Source organism: Maribacter sp. C-4077 (assembly GCF_055378385.1).
The window spans coordinates 1,354,473-1,375,402 of the sequence record NZ_AP038807.1; the positions used below are offsets into that span (position 1 = coordinate 1,354,473).

Annotated in this window: 21 protein-coding genes; 7 read left to right on the forward strand and 14 right to left on the reverse strand. The window is 42.7% G+C overall.

What is annotated here, in order from left to right; all coding sequences use genetic code 11:
* Window positions 1-11: 11 nt before the first annotated feature.
* The 4 genes from gldD to mutY all read right to left on the reverse strand — a co-directional run bounded on the left by gldD (window position 12) and on the right by mutY (window position 3,533).
* Window positions 12-566, reverse strand: a complete 555-nt coding sequence (gene gldD, locus ACZ41C_RS05850) for a gliding motility lipoprotein GldD (RefSeq protein WP_464564916.1) — start codon at window positions 564-566, stop codon at window positions 12-14.
* Complete coding sequence (locus tag ACZ41C_RS05855; RefSeq protein WP_464564917.1) at window positions 556-1,884, reverse strand: gliding motility-associated protein GldE; 1,329 nt, start codon at window positions 1,882-1,884, stop codon at window positions 556-558. Before ACZ41C_RS05855 ends, gldD begins: the two co-directional genes overlap by 11 nt.
* 22 nt (window positions 1,885-1,906) lie before the next feature.
* Window positions 1,907-2,368, reverse strand: a complete 462-nt coding sequence (locus tag ACZ41C_RS05860) for a single-stranded DNA-binding protein (RefSeq protein WP_154917953.1) — start codon at window positions 2,366-2,368, stop codon at window positions 1,907-1,909.
* Window positions 2,369-2,483: 115 nt separating this feature from the next.
* Window positions 2,484-3,533 carry an A/G-specific adenine glycosylase gene (mutY, locus tag ACZ41C_RS05865; protein WP_464564918.1) on the reverse strand — a complete coding sequence of 350 codons (1,050 nt, stop codon included), beginning with the start codon at window positions 3,531-3,533 and terminating at the stop codon, window positions 2,484-2,486.
* Window positions 3,534-3,659: 126 nt separating this feature from the next.
* Between mutY and ACZ41C_RS05870 the strand changes: the two genes are divergently transcribed.
* The 4 genes from ACZ41C_RS05870 (at window position 3,660) to ACZ41C_RS05885 (ending at window position 6,980) form a co-directional block, all read left to right on the forward strand.
* On the forward strand, window positions 3,660-3,950 hold the full coding sequence (locus tag ACZ41C_RS05870) for an HU family DNA-binding protein (protein WP_038236075.1): 291 nt from the start codon (window positions 3,660-3,662) through the stop codon (window positions 3,948-3,950).
* 256 nt (window positions 3,951-4,206) lie between these two features.
* On the forward strand, window positions 4,207-5,754 hold the full coding sequence (locus tag ACZ41C_RS05875; protein WP_464564919.1) for an Rne/Rng family ribonuclease: 1,548 nt from the start codon (window positions 4,207-4,209) through the stop codon (window positions 5,752-5,754).
* 177 nt (window positions 5,755-5,931) lie between these two features.
* On the forward strand, window positions 5,932-6,510 hold the full coding sequence (locus ACZ41C_RS05880; protein WP_464564920.1) for a PepSY domain-containing protein: 579 nt from the start codon (window positions 5,932-5,934) through the stop codon (window positions 6,508-6,510).
* A complete protein-coding gene (locus ACZ41C_RS05885) occupies window positions 6,510-6,980 on the forward strand; it encodes a regulatory protein RecX (RefSeq protein WP_464564921.1) in 471 nt (156 codons plus the stop codon). Before ACZ41C_RS05880 ends, ACZ41C_RS05885 begins: the two co-directional genes overlap by 1 nt.
* Before the next feature lie 7 nt (window positions 6,981-6,987).
* Here ACZ41C_RS05885 and ACZ41C_RS05890 read toward each other — a convergent pair whose 3' ends face one another.
* From ACZ41C_RS05890 to bioA, 4 genes are all read right to left on the reverse strand, one after another.
* Window positions 6,988-7,848 (reverse strand): cupin-like domain-containing protein, encoded by an 861-nt coding sequence (locus ACZ41C_RS05890; RefSeq protein WP_464564922.1) that lies wholly within the window; start codon window positions 7,846-7,848, stop codon window positions 6,988-6,990.
* Window positions 7,849-8,021: 173 nt separating this feature from the next.
* Entirely contained in the window at window positions 8,022-9,116 is a 1,095-nt protein-coding gene (bioB, locus tag ACZ41C_RS05895; RefSeq protein ID WP_464564923.1) for a biotin synthase BioB, read from the reverse strand.
* A gap of 63 nt (window positions 9,117-9,179) precedes the next feature.
* Window positions 9,180-10,388 (reverse strand): beta-ketoacyl synthase N-terminal-like domain-containing protein, encoded by a 1,209-nt coding sequence (locus ACZ41C_RS05900; RefSeq protein WP_464564924.1) that lies wholly within the window; start codon window positions 10,386-10,388, stop codon window positions 9,180-9,182.
* Between the two features lies 1 nt (window position 10,389).
* Window positions 10,390-11,664 carry an adenosylmethionine--8-amino-7-oxononanoate transaminase gene (gene bioA, locus ACZ41C_RS05905; protein WP_138256894.1) on the reverse strand — a complete coding sequence of 425 codons (1,275 nt, stop codon included), beginning with the start codon at window positions 11,662-11,664 and terminating at the stop codon, window positions 10,390-10,392.
* A 156-nt stretch (window positions 11,665-11,820) separates the two neighbouring features.
* Here bioA and ACZ41C_RS05910 point away from each other — a divergent pair, with 156 nt between their 5' ends.
* The gene (locus ACZ41C_RS05910) at window positions 11,821-13,317 is read left to right on the forward strand and encodes an ArnT family glycosyltransferase (protein ID WP_464564925.1); all 1,497 of its coding nucleotides are present in this window, start codon (window positions 11,821-11,823) and stop codon (window positions 13,315-13,317) included.
* Between the two features lie 226 nt (window positions 13,318-13,543).
* Here ACZ41C_RS05910 and bioD read toward each other — a convergent pair whose 3' ends face one another.
* The 3 genes from bioD to ACZ41C_RS05925 form a co-directional block, all read right to left on the reverse strand.
* A complete protein-coding gene (gene bioD / locus ACZ41C_RS05915) occupies window positions 13,544-14,161 on the reverse strand; it encodes a dethiobiotin synthase (protein ID WP_138256892.1) in 618 nt (205 codons plus the stop codon).
* A gap of 105 nt (window positions 14,162-14,266) precedes the next feature.
* On the reverse strand, window positions 14,267-14,644 hold the full coding sequence (locus tag ACZ41C_RS05920) for a putative signal transducing protein (RefSeq protein WP_464564926.1): 378 nt from the start codon (window positions 14,642-14,644) through the stop codon (window positions 14,267-14,269).
* Between the two features lie 3 nt (window positions 14,645-14,647).
* Complete coding sequence (locus tag ACZ41C_RS05925; protein WP_464564927.1) at window positions 14,648-15,799, reverse strand: aminotransferase class I/II-fold pyridoxal phosphate-dependent enzyme; 1,152 nt, start codon at window positions 15,797-15,799, stop codon at window positions 14,648-14,650.
* A gap of 193 nt (window positions 15,800-15,992) precedes the next feature.
* Here ACZ41C_RS05925 and ACZ41C_RS05930 point away from each other — a divergent pair, with 193 nt between their 5' ends.
* On the forward strand, window positions 15,993-17,783 hold the full coding sequence (locus ACZ41C_RS05930; RefSeq protein ID WP_464564928.1) for a M61 family metallopeptidase: 1,791 nt from the start codon (window positions 15,993-15,995) through the stop codon (window positions 17,781-17,783).
* Window positions 17,784-18,320, forward strand: a complete 537-nt coding sequence (locus ACZ41C_RS05935) for a GNAT family N-acetyltransferase (protein ID WP_138256888.1) — start codon at window positions 17,784-17,786, stop codon at window positions 18,318-18,320. It begins immediately after the preceding gene.
* A gap of 106 nt (window positions 18,321-18,426) precedes the next feature.
* On the opposite strand, the gene ACZ41C_RS05940 is transcribed toward ACZ41C_RS05935, so the two are convergent.
* The 3 genes from ACZ41C_RS05940 to atpD all read right to left on the reverse strand — a co-directional run bounded on the left by ACZ41C_RS05940 (window position 18,427) and on the right by atpD (window position 20,892).
* The gene (locus tag ACZ41C_RS05940) at window positions 18,427-18,870 is read right to left on the reverse strand and encodes a hypothetical protein (RefSeq protein ID WP_464564929.1); all 444 of its coding nucleotides are present in this window, start codon (window positions 18,868-18,870) and stop codon (window positions 18,427-18,429) included.
* Window positions 18,871-19,026: 156 nt separating this feature from the next.
* A complete protein-coding gene (locus ACZ41C_RS05945) occupies window positions 19,027-19,305 on the reverse strand; it encodes a F0F1 ATP synthase subunit delta/epsilon (RefSeq protein WP_138256886.1) in 279 nt (92 codons plus the stop codon).
* A 78-nt stretch (window positions 19,306-19,383) separates the two neighbouring features.
* The gene (gene atpD, locus ACZ41C_RS05950; protein ID WP_138256885.1) at window positions 19,384-20,892 is read right to left on the reverse strand and encodes a F0F1 ATP synthase subunit beta; all 1,509 of its coding nucleotides are present in this window, start codon (window positions 20,890-20,892) and stop codon (window positions 19,384-19,386) included.
* Window positions 20,893-20,930: the final 38 nt, after the last annotated feature.

The window sequence follows — 20,930 nt, forward strand, 5'->3', positions numbered from 1 at the left end:
CCTTTATTTAATTACTTCCATTCCAAGGTTTCTATGATCCTTCGAATATCGTTCTGCAGATAAGCGGCCGCAGGCAATATGGAATCATAGTTGGGTTTTGCGTAAAAATAGACGGAACCCGTCAAAAAATGTTCTGTACTATCGGTCACAAAGAATTGTGATTGGGAGGCAGCGTTCCCCTGCACTTCAAACAAGGCCCCATAAACTTGTTTATCCGGGTTTACATAGGGCTGCTCAACAATATTGTCGGCCTTTACGGCATGCTCGTAACTAAGTCGCTTGGCGTCTACGATCAGTTTTTCCAGATTGCCATCTATCTTTTTATAACTTAAGAAAATAGCGCCCTTCATCTCTGGATATTCCAAGGAAAATGCGGTTTCCGAATCCAGATTGGGCGTTGCCAATTCGTTGTAATCGAACCTGAAATTTTCGGTTTCCAAGGGTGAAGAAGCTCCTTGCGGATATTCCAAGCGCATTTGGGCCTTTGGCTTGGGAATGGGTTGGTCATTACACGAGCCTAAAAGAACAATAAAGACAAAAAGGAGAACAGAAATCTTACATCTCATGGGGCAATGTCACTTTTATTTGTTTCAACCTCTTTTTATCAAAACTCTCCACGACAAATTTATAATCCTGAAAAACGACTTCCTCGCCTCTTTTTGGAAAACTTCCGGCCATTTCCAGTACAAAACCGGCGATGGTTTCGGACTCACCTTTGTTTTCTTCAAAAATATCCTCGTCAGATAATTTTATGACCCTGTAGAAATCCTTCAAGGTGGTTTTCCCCTCAAAGACATAATTGTAATCGTCCAATTTGGAGAAGACCAGGTCCTCATCATCAAACTCATCGCTAATATCCCCCACTATTTCCTCTATGATATCCTCCAAGGTCACAATGCCCGAAGTACCTCCATATTCGTCCACTACCACGGCCAGATGGTTCTTTTTCGCCTGAAAATCGGCCAAAAGGTCATCCAATTTTTTGTTCTCCGGTACAAAATAAGGTTCTCGTATCAAGGTCATCCAATTAAAGGACTTCCGGTCAAGATAGGGTAACAAATCCTTAACATACAATACCCCTAGGACATTATCTATATTTTCCGAATAAACGGGAATCCTGGAATAGCCGTTCTTTTTAATTTCCTCCAAAACTTCGGGAAACTTCATTTGATCGTTCAAGGCAAAAATGTCTATCCTGGGTCTCATGACCTGTTTGGTATCGGTATTTCCAAAAGTTACGATACCTTGTAAAATCTTTTGCTCCTCCTTGGTGGTATCACCCTCTGAGGTAAGTTCCAATGCCTGGGATAGGTGATCTACACCAAAACTGGATTTCTCCTTTCCCAGCTTATTGTATAAAAAAATTGTTCCAGAGCGCATGGGAAGGCTTAACGGGGAAAAAATAAAATCCAAGACACGCAGGGGATAGGCCATGAAGTTGGAGAAGCTCAATCGATTTCTATTTGCATAAACTTTTGGCAGTATCTCCCCAAACATTAGAATCATAAATGTGGCTACCACCACCTCCAGCAGAAACCTCACCGAAACGATATTGAAAAGCACCGCGTTTATTTCGGAAAAAAGGGTATCGCCTATCAAATTGAAGATCAAGACCACCCCAATATTGATGGCGTTGTTGGCAATAAGGATCGTGGCCAATAATTTCTTGGGACGTTCCAATAACCGAATAAGAATAGTGCTTTTTTCCGTTTTCTGGTCCTTTATTTCGTTTATTTCGGTAACCGAAAGTCCGAACATGGCCACTTCTGCCCCAGATATAAGCGCGGAACAGATTAGCAGTATGACCAACATGGCAATATTAAGCGCAAAGGCACTATCCATCACCAGAAAATGCAAGGCCAGCGGTAAAGGGTCTGGGTCCACTTACTATAAATTAATTTCCAAATTAAAATGGTAAATCGTCTTCATCGTCCTGACTTAATGGTGCGGGAGATTTGGGCAGTGTCCTGTCGTCGTGCCCTTCCTGTTGCGGCTGGGAGGACTGTCCGGAACTATTCGCCATACTTTCCTGTTTTGTTGTCAAAAAGGTAAAGTCCTGCACATGGACTTCCGTCGTGTATCTGGTATTACCATCTTCCCCCTGCCATTGGCGGTTCTTTAAACGTCCTTCAACATAGACTTTATCCCCTTTGCTCAAGTACTTTTCGCAAACTTCGGCGGCCTTGTTCCGTACTACGATATTGTGCCAATCCGTATTGGTGACGCGCTCGCCCGTCTGCTTATTGGTATAGGTCTCGTTGGTGGCCAAAGGAAAACGCCCAATGCATCCTCCGCCCTCAAAATAGTGCATCTTCACTTCGTCTCCCAAATGCCCGATCAGCATTACCTTATTTAATGTACCACTCATATTTTTTCACCTTTATATGTATGCAAACTGCCTGAAATTAAAGGTCTCCCTTTGGAATAATCAGGTAGTTCGACTTGCTGATTCCAATACTACGGAAATCCATAGTTCAAAAGTACTAAAATTTAAATGTTTTCATGAATTCCGCTATCAATACGGGAACCGGATAATTTTCAAGATTGGATACGGGTATGGTATTGGTCCGATAAAAGGGTCCTTCCAATATCCAAAACCTGGTATGCAAATGCTGGTGTGAAAGCTTGTGGACGATGGAATCCGAATTAAAAAGGCTGATTTCAGGCGGTCTTTTGAACTTTAGTACCTCGGAATGCCGAATTTCAATGTCCTCCAAACCGATTTCCCGTTCCGTTTCCAATAAGGGAAATTCCCAGAGATTTTGCCAAATGCCCTTTCCTTTACGCTGTCTCAATTGAGTGAGGGTCTCATCGCTTTTCCTATGCTCCAAGGGTACCAAATAGTTAAAGAAGCGCTTTTTAATTTTCGTCTTTCCAATTTTGACAGGCAAATCCTTTACGGTGCCCATTTCCAAGGCCACACAACCACCGGCCAGAGGACAGGTAGAACAATTGGGGCTTTGGGGCGTACATTGGACCGCACCAAATTCCATGATGCCCTGGTTGTAATCCCTAATATTGGTAGGATGCAAGACCTCAAGGGCCAACTTTTTAAAGGATTTTATCCCTTCCGTGCTATTGATCGGTGTTTTCACACCAAAATATCTGGACAAAACCCGGTATACGTTTCCATCGACCACCGCCTGCGGTTCGTTAAAACAAATGGAGGAAATGGCGCTCGCAGTATAGTCCCCAACACCCTTTAGCTTTAGCAAACCGGCATAGGTTCTGGGGAAGGTCCCATTGAATTCCCCAACGACCATTTTTGCGGCTGCGTGCAGATTTCGGGCCCTGGAATAATAACCCAGTCCTTGCCAAAGTTTTAGGACCTGTTCCTCATTGGCTATGGCCAAATCTTCAACCTTGGGAAAGGCTTCGATAAACCTATGGTAATACGGAATGCCCTGGGCAACACGGGTCTGTTGCAAAATGATTTCCGATAACCAAATTTTATAAGGGTCCAAGGTATCGCGCCAGGGCAAATCGCGCTTGTTTTCAAGGTACCATGTCAAAATTTTATCGGAAAAAGACATTCGCAAAAATACTAAGCGGCAAAAGTATCAGTTTAAATACTTAAAATTAGATTATTAGAAAGAAAGATTGAATTTAATTTATATATTTGCAACCCGAAAAAAATACAGAAAATCTAATATTGTAAGATGACGAAAGCGGAAATTGTATCGAAGATCTCAGATAAACTGGGAATTGAAAAAGGAGATGTACAAGCGACAGTTGAATCCTTTATGGAAGAAGTAAAATCTTCTTTGGAGAGTGGAGATAACGTGTACCTAAGAGGTTTTGGAAGTTTTATCATCAAGACCAGGGCAGAGAAGACCGGAAGGAACATCTCTAAGAATACAACCATCAAAATCCCCGCCCACAACATTCCTGCATTTAAGCCGGCAAAGGTTTTTGTAGAAGGTGTAAAAAGCAACGTACAAGTAAAATAATAATCTAAAAGAAGAACTTTATGCCGAGCGGTAAGAAAAGAAAAAGACATAAGGTAGCTACCCACAAGCGTAAGAAGCGCAGAAGAGCTAACCGACACAAGAAAAAGTAGTTTTAGAAACTACTTTTTCGCTTTAATACCTACGTTCCTTGACATAGAGATTCCAAAGCGAGTCTCGGCAGATTTTATGAATCTGTTTCCAGCATTGTTTAATCCATCTATCCTATTTTCTTTGGGATAGATACAAATACATTCAGGTGAATAGAGAATTAATCGTAAGATCTAGTTCCAATGCCGTTGATTTTGCCTTGCTAAAAGACGGAAAACTCACTGAGCTACACAAGGAGGAAGACAATAACAATTTTTCGGTCGGGGATATATTCCTGGCCAAAATTCGTAAGCCCGTAACGGGCCTAAATGCAGCATTCGTTAATGTTGGCTACGAGAAAGACGCGTTCCTACATTACCATGATCTGGGACCACAACTGTCTACCATGTTGAAGTTCGTTAAACAAGTGAGTACGGGAAAACTAAAGGATTATTCCTTAAAGAACTTTCCGTTCGAAAAAGATATTGACAAAGATGGCGTCATTACCGATGCCATAAAGGCCAATCAATCCCTTTTAGTTCAAATTGTAAAAGAACCCATTTCCACCAAAGGACCCAGAATCAGTTCCGAGCTTTCCATAGCAGGACGTTATTTGGTCATGGTGCCCTTTTCAGATCGTGTCTCCGTATCGCAGAAAATTGCGAGCAAGGAGGAAAAAGACAGGTTGAAAAGGCTTGTAAAAAGTATAAAGCCAAAAGGCTTTGGGGTAATCATCAGAACGGTTGCAGAAGGCAAAAAAGTTGCGGAACTGGACAAAGACCTAGCAAATTTGCTGAACAAATGGTCAGCAATGTGCAAAAAATTATACAAGGCGCAGACGCCTTCAAAAGTATTAGTGGAGCTCAATAGGGCTTCCTCCATCCTTAGGGATGTCTTTAACGATAGCTTTACCGGAATTTATGTTGACGATTCCACATTATACGGAGAAATCAAGGACTATGTTGCCGAGATTGCCCCGGAAAAGGAATCCATAGTGAAACACTACAATACCAATGTCCCTATATTCGAAAAATTTGGAATAGACAGACAGATCAAGACTTCCTTTGGTCGTACCGCGACCATGAGCAAGGGTGCTTACCTTATCATTGAACATACCGAGGCGTTACATGTCATAGACGTTAATAGCGGTAACCGTTCCAACAAGGCCAAGAACCAAGAAGACACTGCGCTTGAGGTAAACCTTTTGGCCGCCTCAGAGATTGCAAGACAACTTCGCTTACGGGATATGGGCGGTATCATTGTAGTCGATTTTATCGATATGGTAAAATCCCAACATAGAAAGAAACTTTTTGACCATCTTAGGGATGAGATGAAGGACGACCGGGCAAAGCATAAGATTTTACCTCCCAGTAAATTTGGCCTCATACAGATTACAAGACAGCGTGTTAGGCCAGAAATGAACATTAAAACAACCGAAGAGAATCCAAACAAAAACGGACAGGAGATCGAAGCTCCCATCGTTTTGATAAACAAAATCAACGTGGATCTGGAGCGACTCTTAAAAGGACCTGCCAAGGACAATAACATAACCTTGAACATACATCCTTTCATTGCCGCTTACATCACAAAAGGATTCCCATCCATTCGTACCAAGTGGTTCTTGGAACACAAACGATGGATAAAAATTCAACCCAGGGATGCGTATACGTATCTCGAATACCGTTTTAAGAATAAGGACGGCAAAACAATATATTGAATAAGAAAAGCGACTTCCAAAAGGGGTCGCTTTTTTTGTTTGTACCAAGGATATTGGTATTTGATTAGAATACCTTGTCCGCGCCGGCAAAGACCCGTTTTTCTAAATAATTCTTAAAGTGTTTTAAGACACCCCAGCATAACTTACCTTTAGGGCCTATTTTAAAGTAAACCCTTAATGACAAAAAACAATAGAAGACAACAGCAGGCGAAAGTTATCCGTATTTTTAGAAAAATACATCGTACCACCGGAGCCCTTCTATTCTTTTTTTTTCTATTTATATCCATTACCGGCCTTCTTTTAGGCTGGAAAAAAAACAGCAACGGACTCATTCTGGCAAAAACGGAAAAAGGCACCTCAACGGAACTAACGGATTGGCTTACTTTGGAAACTCTAAAACAAAATGCCCAGAAAATATTTAGGGATTCCATTTCGACCGAACTATCACCTGAAATCGACAGGATCGATGTACGCCCGGATAAGGGTATCTTAAAGTTCAAGTTTGTGGACAACTATTACGGAATCCAATTGGATGGTGCTACCGGAAACTTGTTAAAAATAGAAAGAAGACGGTCCGACTTCATAGAACAGGTGCATGATGGTTCCATTTTGGACCGATACTTAGGAACATCGGACGGTCAAATCAAGCTTTTTTACACCACTGTAATGGGACTGGCACTGTTGGTATTTACCATAACGGGATTTTGGCTCTGGTACGGGCCCAAGAGAATGAAAAGAATAGCAAAGAATTCCTGATGCCCAAAGAATCCTTCACCCTAGAGGAAGCTACCCGAAAAATGGAAGGATACTGCGCCTACCAAGAGCGATGCCATCAAGAGGTAGTCACAAAACTACAGGGCATGGGAATGATTCCTCTGGCCATTGATACCATTGTATCTCACTTGATCAAGGAAAACTATTTGAACGAAGAACGGTTCGCCAAGAGTTTTGCCAGTGGCAAGTTCAATATAAAAAAGTGGGGGAAAAAAAGAATCGTTGCGGAATTGAAGGTTCGGGACATTTCCAAATACAATATTCAATCTGCCCTAAATGAAATCGATGACAATCAGTATTTGAAAACTTTCGAAGCACTGGCCAAAAAAAGACTGGAACAAATCAAGGACAAGGACATACAGAAGAAAAAGAAAAAACTAGCCGATTACCTCCTTTATCGAGGTTGGGAACCCAATTTAGTTTATGATAAGGTCAATGAACTCATTTCCTGATACTTTTTTAACCTGTTTTTAAAAGATTGGTTCTGGAAATCGCTTTTTCGTTCTTTTGATCAATCCATTTCTGCCCTTTAATCTTCCGCATCAACACATCAAAATGTCGCATGACAAGGACATTATAGAGCGCTTTCGCCAAATTTTTAGGATTTCGTGCGATGGCCCTTAAACTCATGGAAAAACCGGGGGTAATGTATTTCATATAATGCCAATATCCTTCCGGCATATACAAAACCTCTCCATGCCTTAAGCTCGTCCTATAACCGTTTGCCTGTTTTAAGACCGGCCACCTGTCATAATCGGGGTTTGAAAAGTCGATACTCTCATGGGTTATCAAAGAGTGCGGAACTTTGTATAAATACTTGGTTTCTGATTGTGGAAAAAGGATACACTCCTTCTCCCCTTCAAAATGAAAGTGAAAAATATTGCCCAAGTCGATATCGTAATGCATGAAGGTATGTGAATCCGTGCCCCCAAAAAACAGCATGGGAAGCCCTTTCATGAGTTTGATGCCAAAATCTGGATAGGAGAAATCCTTCTGTAATTCAGGTACCTCCTTTAGAATATTCCAAAGAAATATCCGGTATTTTGTAGGCTTGGCCTTGAGTAAATCAATATATACCGATAGCTGCATCTTGGCATGGGGCTCATTAAAGCCGTCCTTGTGCTGTACGGGCCGATCGTCGTACAGCGGCACGACCTTGTCTCCCGCAATACCCTTGATATAGTCCAAATTCCATTTTTCAAATGCAGGCCAATTCTCAATAAACCGCTCTATGACCACAGGTTTTTGCGGCTTGAAATAATGGGTTAGAAAGTCCTCCTTGGTAATGGTTTCTACCCTTGGAATTTCAGTTAACTTCAACGTAATTTGGGTTTTAGTAAACTACCTCAGGGCAAGCCCACGAGGCATTCTTAGAAAACGAACTTTTAATTTCAAGGCAAGCCTCCGAGTATTAAATCCTTTGGCAGTGCCAATAAACCGCAAATTTAGGCAACACAAGCAAAATACGATATTAAAATTTTGATAATGTAGGACTAGTCCGTCATTTTCGCCTTTTGTTTTGCAGCTTCGTTTCGCTCTATTTTATGTCCGGGTCGGGACCATTTGGGCTTTTCGTTCAAGGGTTTAAATTGCGAATCAGACGCTTCCACGCTAGTAGGCTGGGAAATCTTTGTGAACGGTTTTTGTGGGTTAAGTCCCAAAAGCCTGAACATATCCATATCCTCGTTTACATCTGGGTTTGGTGTAGTTAACAGTTTGTCCCCTGCAAATATGGAATTGGCACCTGCAAAAAAACACATGGCCTGGCCCTCCCTACTCATCTGTGTGCGACCGGCGGAAAGTCTAACCTGGGTTTCGGGCATTACGATTCTCGTGGTAGCGACCATACGTATCATGTCCCAAATGGCAATAGGTTCTATATCTTCCATGGGGGTTCCTTCCACAGCGACCAAGGCATTGATGGGAACCGACTCCGGTTGCGGGTTCAAAGAGGCCAACGCTACCAACATTCCGGCCCTGTCTTCCAATTTTTCCCCCATCCCAATGATACCACCGCTACAAACGGTCACATTACTCTTGCGAACATTTTCTATAGTGTCCAAGCGGTCCTGAAAAGCACGGGTTGAAATTACGTCCTTGTAATAATCCTCAGACGTGTCCAAGTTATGATTATAGGCATACAATCCCGCTTCCGCCAATCGCTTGGCCTGATTTTCCGTAAGCATGCCCAAGGTACAGCACACCTCCATATCCAGTTTATTGATGGTCCTGACCATTTCAAGGACTTGGTCAAATTCCGGTCCGTCCTTTACATTTCGCCATGCAGCGCCCATACAGACCCTGGAGCTTCCAGAAGCCTTGGCCCGCAACGCCTGGGCCTTTACCTGGGATACGGACATCAAATCATTGCCTTCTATATTGGTATGGTAGCGCGCGGCCTGGGGGCAGTATCCGCAGTCCTCCGGGCAACCTCCCGTTTTTATGGAAAGTAAGGTAGAAACTTGGACCGTATTGGGGTCGTGGTGCATCCTATGTACCGTAGCCGCCTCATATAAAAGTTCCATTAGTGGTCTATTGTAAATGGCTAAAATTTCCTCCTTGGTCCAATCATGTCTTACTTCGCTCATAAAATCATAGTTATATGTAGAATTCAAAAATAGCGGAATAAGTTCAGAAAATATAATTGGATTCTAAACTTTGGAAAGTAATATGCTTACCGCATTCCCCCCGAACCCTACGGCATTGACCAAAACCTTTTTTATCGATTTAGGTTTGGATTCACATTGGTGAAAAGGAACCGCAATAACCTTCTGATGTTGTAACATAAGTAGGGCCATTTCAATATTCAACATTCCGGATGCGCCAAAGGAGTGTCCTATTTTCCATTTATTGGTAGTCAAAAAAGGAAGATCGTTACAGAATACTTTTTGTATCGCGTTCATTTCCGATGCATCACCCTTTAGCGTGCCCGGTGCATGCATAACAATAACATCTACCTCTTCCTTGCGAGTATCCTTTAAGGCCATTTCCATGGATTTTTGGAAGCATTTGGCATTGGTAGAAATGGATACGTTGTGTTCCAAAAGCTCCGTCGCATAGCCAATTCCCTCGATTACCGCCAAAGCCCCATCTGGAATGCCCTTTTCCAAACAGGCCACGGAAGCCCCTTCTCCTAATACCATGGTATTCCTTTTTTTGTCCAAATCCAGGGCCCTACAAGGATAGCTTCGACTACGCTCAGCTACCAAGGAATTTTCAGAAGCGACCGAAGAAGCATATATTTTTAAAGCTTTCATCTGCGCGATGGTAAAAGGCGTCAAAGGCGCCTCACTCCCGCCTACCAAAAACCGATTGGCCATACCGCCTTGCAACCAGGCTACGCCGTTCAACAGTGCATGCAGCGCTGTAGAACAGGTAATGGAGTGGGAAAATTCCGGACCCTGGTTTCCCAAATCGTGGGCCACCCATGAAGAGATATTGCCCAAGGTGGTCGTAGGTGAAGCCAAGGAACTTAGTTTACCGTGCTTCAAAAAATCTTCATGGTAATGCTCAAAGAGACCTGTAGCGCCACGGGAAGACCCGATATTGATTCCAAACTTTGAGGTTTCAACTTTTTTGGACCATCCGGCAGATGCCACTGCCTTTCTTGATGCATTAAGGGCATACAAAACGCTTTTGTCCAAATGTTGGTATTTGGAATCCGAGTGTCGTAATTGCTCGATTTTTTCCGAAATAGTTTCGGGCAACCGTCCTACCCAAGTGGCATTCCCTTCAAAATTGGCAAGACTGAGCAAATGGTCATCGTTTTGATAGTTTCGCCAAACATCGTCCATGGTGTCGCCCAAGGGAGAAATGGAGGCTATTGCGGTTATGGATATTTTATCTGTCGGTAATCCCATGTTATAAGCTATCCAACAGTTCATAAATCACCTCATAAATCCGTTGCAATTGGTCATTGGTAATTACATAGGGAGGCAACACATAGATGGCATTCCCCAACGGCCTTAAAAGGACCCCACGGGCCATGAAAAAATTGTACAATCGGTCCCGTAGATTGCCATACCGTTCCGTTTCAAGATTTAAATCGATGGCCAAAATCACCCCTATGGAACGGGCATTACGTACGTTTGGATGGTTCTCAACCTTGGCAACGAAGGTTTTATGTGCCGATGCAATGTAGTTCCTGCGCTCCAAAATTTCTGAAGAATTCAGGAGTTGGAGTCCCGCAAGGGCAGCGGCACAACCCAGTGGATGGGCACTATACGTATGGGCATGGAAAAACCCTTTTGCAACCTCGTCGCTCAAAAAGGCATCGAACACTTTTTGGGTACAACTGGTAATGCTAAGGGGAAACATCCCGGCAGTGAGGGCCTTGCTTAGGCACAGGATATCGGGCTTATTATGTAGGTTATCCGAAGCAAAGTTTTTCCCGGTTTTGCCAAAACCCGTCATGACCTCATCGGCTATACATAAAACATCGTGTTCCTGACATTTTTCAATGAGCCTGTCCAAGCCTTCGGCAGAATGAAACTTCATGCCCGCAGCACCTTGGACCAAGGGTTCGAATACGAAGGCAGCACATTTCTCATTAGCAAGTATGGTCTCCAATTGCGCCATCACCTCCTCCATATTTTCCTTTTGGGGTACTGGAATCCGCTTTACCTTCAATAAAAAATCCTCAAAAGGACCGTTATAGGACGATAGCCCGGAAGCACTCATCGCCCCAAAGGTGTCGCCATGAAAACCGTCCTCGAAAGCGATCAGGGTGTCCCTTATGTCGTTCCGATTGTGATGGTACTGCAAGGCCATTTTTATGGCCGCCTCCACGGCCGTGGAGCCGTTATCGTTAAAAAATATCTTGGCCTGATTGCTGGGTAAAATGGCCATAAGTTTTTCGGAGAGTTTTACGGCAGGCTCATGCGTAAAGCCACTGAACATGACAAAGTCCAATTGGCTCATTTGTTCCGATATGGCCTTTGTAATATGTTTATTACCATGACCATACATGGCCGTATACCAGGAGGCAATACCATCAATATAAGAATTGCCCCTCTCGTCCCAAAACAAGGCACCCTCGGCCTTCACAATACCAATTCGAGCTACCGCCGTTTGGTGCTGTGTCAACGGATGCCAAAGGTATTTTTTATCCCGTTCCGATAGATTTTCCCCGTTCATAGAATTTAAGAATCCACAATTTATCTATCTTGCAAAGATGGGATGTAAACTACTACGGGGCAAGCCCACGAGGTAATTACATAAAACCAATGATAAATTTCGAGGTAAACCCAAGGGTATAATCCCCTGGGAGGAGCCAATAAAGTCAAATTGTTGATGAATCCAAGCATCCTAAAGGAATCCTTATTGGGCAATTCCCAGCTAAAAAGTAAAACCGTATTTCTTCTATTGACGGGGATTACATTTTTCATTCGGTTTCCTTTTTTCTTTAGGGATTATATAGATCGGGACGAAAGTACCTTTATTCTCTTGGGACAGTCCTGGGTAGACGGCTATTTACCCTACACACAACTTTGGGATTTAAAACCCCCTTTGACTTTTGCATTCTTTGCGTCTATTATCTTCCTATTTGGAAAAAGCTTTGTAGCCATAAGGATTCTAGGCGCGTTACTGGTTGCCACAACCGCATTTTTTACTTATAAAATCACTTCGAGAATGACCACTACTCAGGTAGCTCTATGGTGTGGGATATTTTGTATTGTATTGCTTAGTCTTTTCGGAAGCTTACAAGGGGTAATGTCTGAACACCTATGTATGGCATTTTTTGTTCCTTCAATGTACCTGATTATATCGAAAAAAGGCCCCATATGGTTGCTACTGGCAGGTCTGCTTATGGGGATTGCGGTTATGGTGAAATTGAACATGGCCTACCCCGTACTTTCATTGGGCCTCTTTTTGGTCATAGAACTTTTCAATAAGCAAAAAAAAAGCACCCTTTGGAACGTCTTGGCTTTTGGCACAGGCGTTTTACTTGTAATCCTTTTGACGATTCTCCCTTACTACATGAGCGGTCAATTGGAGGTTTGGTGGAAGTCCGTTATCTTGGCCCCCTTGGAGTACAGTGAAGCAAGAAGATTTTCACTCTTAAAATTGGCCCCGACCTTTATTGTAATCGGTGTTTTTCTCTTCTATTGTTGGAAGAATGCCATCATTTCGGTCAAGGACAGGACTTCACTAATCCTGTTCATGGCTATCTGCGGTGTACTTTTCTCCTTCTTTAAAGGAGGAAGAATCAATGGTCATTATCTGATTCAAATACACCCAATGCTGGTCATATTCCTCGGAATCTTCTTAAATCGTTTGTTCCTTCGAAACCGACTAAAAATATCCCGCAAACTCCTCTTCTTATTACTTTTGATACCGGCGGAAAGTTACATGGAATACGTAAATATCGTAAAGAACAAAATAGAGCGGGGCACATTTTTCAACGGTGAAGGGTTTACGGTTCCGAAATACATTTTGGAAAACAAACTGGAAACCGATACCATTTTTTTCCTAGGATACCATATTGGGTATTGGAACCTTGGAGTTTTGCCCCCAACTTTGGCCGCCACACATCCCAGCAATATCTGTAGGGATGAACTTTATCCGTTCTTTGATAATCCGCGAAAAAATTCTTTGGAAGAACTCAAATATATCATGGAAGAAATCAAACCGAAAACCGTGGTGGTTCGAAAGGGCCGACTTGTTTTTGACAGGGATGAATTGGAGGAGAATGAATATATAGACGCCTATTTGGCCAAACATTATACCGTAGCGGCGACCGTTGAAAAGGCAGAGATACTTCAGAGAACAGTAAGCAGTGAGCAGTGAACAGTTTTCAGATAATGATAAACTTGGAGCAATGGAACAGTCAACAGTTAACAGTAACGAGTTTTCAGATACCAGAAAACAGGGAGCAATTAGCGTTCAGCCTTTAGCCTTTAGCCAAATTAGAAACTGATAACAAAAATGAATCAGTTGACTGGTGAAAAAGTTAGTTAGTGGGATAGTTGTTGAACTAGAACCATTAACGAACAACCAAAAACCATGAACAATCTTATAGGCTCTCCAAAATATGCCTGAACGCTCCGGCATAGCGCGCTACAACAGTTTTGTCCAGTCTGGGCTCCTCATCGATTCTACCGATCAAGGGAACACCTGTCTTATGAAGTATGATTCTTTCCGTTGGGGGATTTTCCTTTCCGTTAAACAATACGGAAACATCATAGCCCTTGTTCTGTAACCACCCAATGGTCAACAAGGTATGATTGATACTTCCCAAATAGTGTTTGGAAACCACCACGACCTTATATTCCGGCATAATGATGTCGAACATAGTATCCTCATCATTCAGGGGCACCAATAGGCCTCCGGCCCCTTCAATAACCAAATTGTTGTCCGTCTTGGGTTCGTTGATGTGGAAACGATCTATTTTCACCCCATCTATCTCAGCAGCGGCATGCGGACTCATAGCCGCTGTAAGCTCGTAGCTGCTTGGCAAAATACGTGTCTTGTCGTTCGATATTAGATTTTTTACCGTATCGCTATCCGTTTGGTCCAAATCACCGGACTGTATGGGCTTCCAATAATCGGCCATTAGGGCTTCGGTTATAATGGCCGAAGCAACTGTTTTACCCACTCCCGTAGAAATACCTGTAACGAAAATCTTTTGCATTCTTAATTAATTTGATCACTTCCCGCGCAAGCACAAGGGACATGTATTAGAAAATAACTTTTATTTTAAGTAAAGTCTTAAACCAACTCACCAATATAATCCCGATTATCGAGTTATCATGCCACAATTTAGGCACTTATATTTTCTTTTCTCAAAAAAAGGAAAAAGTTTATAAAAAATCCCCTTCCTGTTATAATATACTTCAGATTTTCTAGCCTTGCAATTGGGACAGGTTACCGGATTGCCAAAGTCATCCAAAGCATATGCCCTAACTTCATTATAAATTTCCAAGGCCTGCTCCTTGTCCTGGGCATAGACCAGCAGCTTTACCCCTCCAATGGCGTTGCTTATCAGGGGGTCGGAATTCAAGGTATTCTCATCCCTCAGAAAAACCGGGATGCCTTCTGATTCCAGTTTTCCCTTTATAATTTGCACATCGGCCACATATTCAAAAGAAGCAACATGATAAAATTTGTCCGTCATGCATCAAATATATTTTGACAATAATTGCAGCACCAAACCAATCTCTTCCTTAGAATTGAAACTATGAAGGCAAAATCGCAATCTTTCTTTCCCTTCGGGAACCGTAGGGGAAAGGATGGCCTTCACATCAAAACCGTCGTCCCTCAATTTTTTGGAAATCTTGCCGATTTTCTCATTGCCCGGAATAATTACGGATTGAATGGCCGAATCACTTCCGATTAGGTTACCGGACCACTTCTGTTTCTTTGCTTGACCCTTGAAATAGGAAATATTTTCAAAAAGCTGGTCGCGCTGCGCCCCTCCTTCAACAACAAGAAATTCATAGGAAGATAAAATACCTACAATATCATGTGGAGGCAACGCCGTAGTATAAATAAAGCTCCGTGAAAAATTTATGAGATAGTCCCTTAGGGCATTGCTGCCAAGTATAGCCGCACCATGGGTGCCCAAGGCTTTTCCAAACGTAACGATCCTTGCAAAGAGAGCCTTTTCCAATCCCAACTCCTGTACCAACCCAAGACCTTTTTTACCCATAACGCCAACGGCATGCGCCTCGTCCACGATCAAATGATATCCTTCCGAGGTACAAAAACTGGCCAATTGTTTTAGATCTGGAGAATCACCATCCATGGAGAATACGGATTCCGTGACCACATAAACATCGGAATCACCATTTTCACAAATAGTATTTTTTATTTTCTCCTTTAAATCCGACAGGTCGTTATGCCCATATTTATAACTCTTGGCATGGCCCAGTTGTAATCCGTCTCGGATACTGGCGTGAATAAGTTCATCGTAAAAAACAAAGTCGCCCCGTTGTGGAACACATCCAAAAAAACCGATGTTGGCATCGTACCCCGAGTTAAACACCAGTGCATTTTCAACATTATGGGTCTGCGCCAATACGGATTCCAATTCCTGGAACAGGACATGGTTCCCGGTCAACAACCTGGAGCCTGTTGCGCCGTTCTCACTGATATTATACTTTAACAGTAACTGAAAAGTCTTGGAGAAAAGGCTTTCGCTCTTGGCGAAACCCAAGTAATCGTTGGAGGAAAAATCGACCATCCCGGCCGGAACGCTCAGCTGTCTTAATGAACCGTCATTCGCTCGCTCATGTAACTTGTTTTGAAGTTTTTGGGGAAGGTCTGTCATTCCATCGGATTTTACCGCAATCTATCAAAAATCCCATACAGAAAAATGAATTTTGGTGCTATTTTTTGTGGGAATATCCCTTGTTGCTTTAACCATTGATATTGATGTATTCCAATAATCATTTAGAGGTTTAATTGAACAAACCAATCGGTAAATCTGTATATTTAGCACTATCGTTTGTAATCCCTGTTTCATGAAATCTATCCGACTTTTACTTGCACTTTCATTCGTTATTTCCATTTCTAGGGCACAGACCAATCACTATACCATTTCTTTTGAGAACGCCGTGCACCATGAAGCCTTCATTACGGCCACTTTTCCAAACATCACTACAGATACCCTCGCGGTTCGTATGAGCAGGACATCCCCTGGCCGCTACGCCTTGCACGAATTTGCCAAGAATGTGTATGGATTTAAAGCGTATGACGGTAAAGGAAATTTGCTCAAAGTACATAGACCGGATCCCTATCAGTGGCAAGTTTATGGTCATGATGGCACCGTTAAAATCGAGTATCTATTATTCGCCAACCGTGGGGACGGTACGTATTCCCAAGTGGATGAAACCCATGCCCATTTGAATATTCCGGCCACGTTTATGTATGCTCCAAGCTTGGAGCTTCGGGACATTGAAGTAAGCTTTGTTATTAGAAAAAACTTGAATTGGAAGGTGGCCACACAGTTGCCCTTGGTGTCCGGTACAACCTATGCCGCGCTAAACTTACAGTATTTTATGGACAGCCCTGTGGAAATCAGCAATTTTGGTTTAAGGGAATTTCAGGTCGATGGGCAAACAATACAATTGGTGCTACACCATAATGGCACGGAGGAGGAGTTCAACACCTATTTTGAAAAAGTCAAGAAAGTAGTCCTTGCCGAGAAAGAAGTCTATGGGGAGTTGCCTGATTTCGATTACGGCCGATATACCTTTCTTGCCTGTTACATTCCAAATGCTTCGGGCGATGGCATGGAGCATCGAAATTCGACCATTCTAACCAGCACAAGAGGCTTGGCCAACGGTGGTATGGAAGGCAACATTGGAACCGTTTCCCACGAGTTTTTCCATGCTTGGAACGTGGAAAGGATTCGGCCCCGATCGCTGGAACCCTTTGACTTTGAAGAAGCGAATATGAGCGGGGCCCTTTGGTATGCCGAAGGTTTTACCAGCTATTACACGAATCTTATATTGTGCCGGGCCGGATTGATTTCGCCAAAGGAATATATAGAAGGTTTAACGGGAACCTTTAACTACGTTTGGAACTCGCCCGCCACCCATTTTTTTAATCCCATTGAAATGAGCTATCAGGCTCCGTTTGTGGATGCCGCTACTTCGGTGGATCCCGTAAATAGGGAAAACACGTTTATTTCCTATTACTCGTACGGAAGCGTTCTTGGATTGGCTTTAGATCTTTCACTTCGGGAGATAGGGCTGAACCTGGATGATTTTATGAAGCTTGTTTGGAATAAATATGGCAAGACACAAACACCGTATACAATTGAAGACCTACGGAATACATTAAACGAATATGCTGGAAAGGAGTTTGGGGAAACCTTTTTTGGTTCCTATATCCAAAAAAGTGAAATGCCGGATTACGAATCCCTTTTTAATGCGGTTGGGGTTGGCCTTACCACTAATCCCAATATCCCATATTTGGGTATTTCGGCACGATTGAACGGAGATGGAAATGGCGAGATTACCTCGAACCCCAAAATGGGCAGTCCCGCTTACGAAGCCGGTTTGGACAAAGGGGATGTCATTACGGCCATCAACGGGGAAAAATTCCCCGATGGGATGCAGTTCGATGCCTTTATATCACAGTTCAAGCCTGGAGACGTTCTAAAAGTCGATTTTGAACGATTCGGCCTTCCAAAAAGTACAAATGTAACCTTACGACCGAGTTCCATGTACACGATAGTTGTCAAGGAAGACGAAACACTTACCAAAAAGCAACGCAATACTAGAAAGGAGTGGTTGAAACTGCCATAAATGGATATAAATTACTGCCGTGCCACTGCGGACGAGGAACTGCAGGGCATATTATTGCTTCAAAAGAAAAATGCTTTGGATTCACTAACCGATGAGGAAAAGCAACAAGAGGGTTTTGTAACCGTCATCCATACGTTTGATTTGTTAAAGCGGATGAATGCGGATTGTCCACATATCATCGCAACGGTCAATGATGAAGTCATAGGTTACGCCTTATGCATGACACGGAAATTCGGTGCCGATATTCCGCTACTGGCCCCTATGTTCGAAACGACGGATATCCTCTTACCCGGAAAAAAGTATTTGGCCATGGGACAAATCTGTGTATCCAAAGAGTTTAGGGGTCAAGGAGTATTTAGGGGGTTATATTCCTTTTACAAACGAGAACTTGGGCAAGACTACGATGGCCTCCTTACCGAAGTGGCCACCAGCAACCAACGTTCCCTGAACGCCCATGTGAGTGTAGGCTTTGAAATTTTACAAACCCACGTATCCGAAGATATTTCCTGGGAATTGGTCTATTGGGATTGGAGGTGAATAAAGGGAATCCAGATGTTGCAAAAAAAACAATTAGCCAGGTATCTTTCTAATCTTAAAGGCCTTCCGTCAAGATCTTCCTCTTATCATGCGGGTCAGTTGCATCTCAAAGATCCACTTTAAAAAATTTTGCGATTTCAACGCCCATATTTAATGCAACCTCATCATTATAGCTAAAATAGACACGTTTTCGGCCTCCTCTTTGTAACCATAAATTCACTTCATATCTTACAGGAGCCTTCCTATCAAAGTTGATGGAACGTGTTTTATGCGCTTTAAAAACAGAGATATAGTCAACAGGGGGCAATTCCTCCCATTTGCCAAATCCAAACCGACCTATATGCCAACGCGTTTGAAGCCTTTTGTTTGCTTTATCCAAAACTATGCTGGTACTTTTACTTAAAAGTACACCCATTCCGGCCATAACTATAGCCATGTACAAATTCCCTACCTGAAATTTTTGATAAACAAATCCAGGTCGTAACAAATTATGTCCCGTTATAAAAATACTTAGGAAAAAAATTAAAAGGCTAAAGGCCAAAGCACCCATGATCAATTGTAATACAGGTGGCCTGCCTTCACTTATTTCCAGTTTGTCCTTGTTAGTCAGAATTAAACAATTTAATATCGTAATATAAAAAAACCAACTCTTTCGAGTTGGTTTTTTTATTTCCAGTTCCCCTCCTTTGGAGGGGTTAGGGGAGGATTAATCCGCCAATACGATTACTTTATTGTCCTTAAGTTCCACGGTACCACTGGAAATCTCCAAAACCGTATTCCCATCTTGGTCCTTAGTGAACTTGGAAGCATAGTCCTCCTCGATATGCATAGTGCCCTTTACCTTCACTTTTCCCTCCTGTAAAAGGGATACAATAGGGGCGTGGTTCTGCAACATCTGAAACTCGCCGTTGATTCCCGGTACGGTTACGGATATTACTTCTCCGGAAAATAAAGTTGCTTCGGGCGATACTATTTCTAAATACATACTTCTCTAGTTCTAAGTTTTAAGTTAAAAGCTCAAGTATCAAAATCTATGAACCAAAAACTTTAAACTATTAACAATCTACGCTTCGGCAAGCATTTTTTCTCCTGCTTCAATAGCATCCTCGATAGTTCCCTTCAAGTTAAATGCCGATTCTGGCAAGTGGTCCAATTCACCATCCATAATCATATTGAAACCTTTGATAGCATCCTTTATATCTACCAAAACTCCTGGGATACCCGTAAACTGTTCCGCCACATGGAACGGCTGGGAAAGGAAACGCTGTACACGTCTGGCCCTACCTACGGCCAATTTATCCTCTTCGGACAATTCCTCCATACCCAAAATGGCGATGATATCTTGTAATTCCTTATAACGCTGTAACAACTCTTTAACACGTTGCGCACATGCATAATGATCCTTACCCAAAATTTCAGGTGTCAAAATCCTGGACGTAGAATCCAAGGGATCCACGGCAGGGTAGATACCCAACTCCGCAATTTTTCTGGAAAGTACGGTATTTGCATCCAAGTGTGCAAATGTCGTAGCAGGAGCGGGATCCGTTAAGTCATCCGCAGGTACGTATACCGCCTGAACAGAAGTAATGGAACCCCTTTTGGTTGAAGTAATACGTTCTTGCATAGCACCCATCTCGGTGGCCAAGGTTGGTTGGTAACCTACCGCTGAAGGCATACGACCTAACAGTGCAGATACCTCTGAACCTGCTTGTGTAAATCGGAAGATATTATCTACGAAAAACAATACATCTTTCCCTTGTCCTTCCCCTGAACCATCACGGAAATATTCGGCAATTGTCAACCCGGAAAGTGCCACACGTGCACGTGCTCCCGGTGGTTCGTTCATCTGCCCGAAAACGAAGGTTGCTTTGGAATCCTTCATGGCCTTCTTATCCACTTTGGACAAGTCCCATCCACCATCTTCCATGGAGTGCATGAAGTCCTCACCATATTTTATAATGCCTGATTCCAACATCTCCCGAAGCAAATCATTTCCTTCACGGGTTCTTTCACCAACTCCAGCGAACACGGAAAGTCCACCGTGTCCCTTTGCGATATTGTTTATCAATTCCTGGATCAAAACCGTTTTTCCAACACCGGCACCACCAAAAAGACCAATCTTACCGCCCTTTGCATAAGGTTCTATCAAGTCGATTACCTTAATACCCGTGAACAAAACCTCTGTAGAGGTTGAAAGATCCTCAAATTTTGGTGCTTCCCTGTGAATGGGAAGACCATTTTTTCCTTCTTTTGGCAAATTGCCCAAACCATCAATAGCATCTCCAATAACATTGAACAGACGTCCGTAAACATCGTCCCCAATGGGCATTTGAATCGCGGCTCCTGTTGCAACCACTTCAGTCCCCCTGCTAAGTCCATCGGTAGAATCCATAGAAATGGTCCTAACGGTGTTTTCCCCAACATGTGATTGAACTTCCAAAACCAATTTTGAATTGTCCTTATTGGTTATCTCCAAGGAATCGTAGATTTTAGGAAGATCTTCTCCCGACTGAAATTCTACATCCACCACGGGCCCAATGATTTGCGAAACTTTGCCTGTAACTTTTGACATTACTAATCTGTTTATATATTACTTAAAAAATGCTCTGA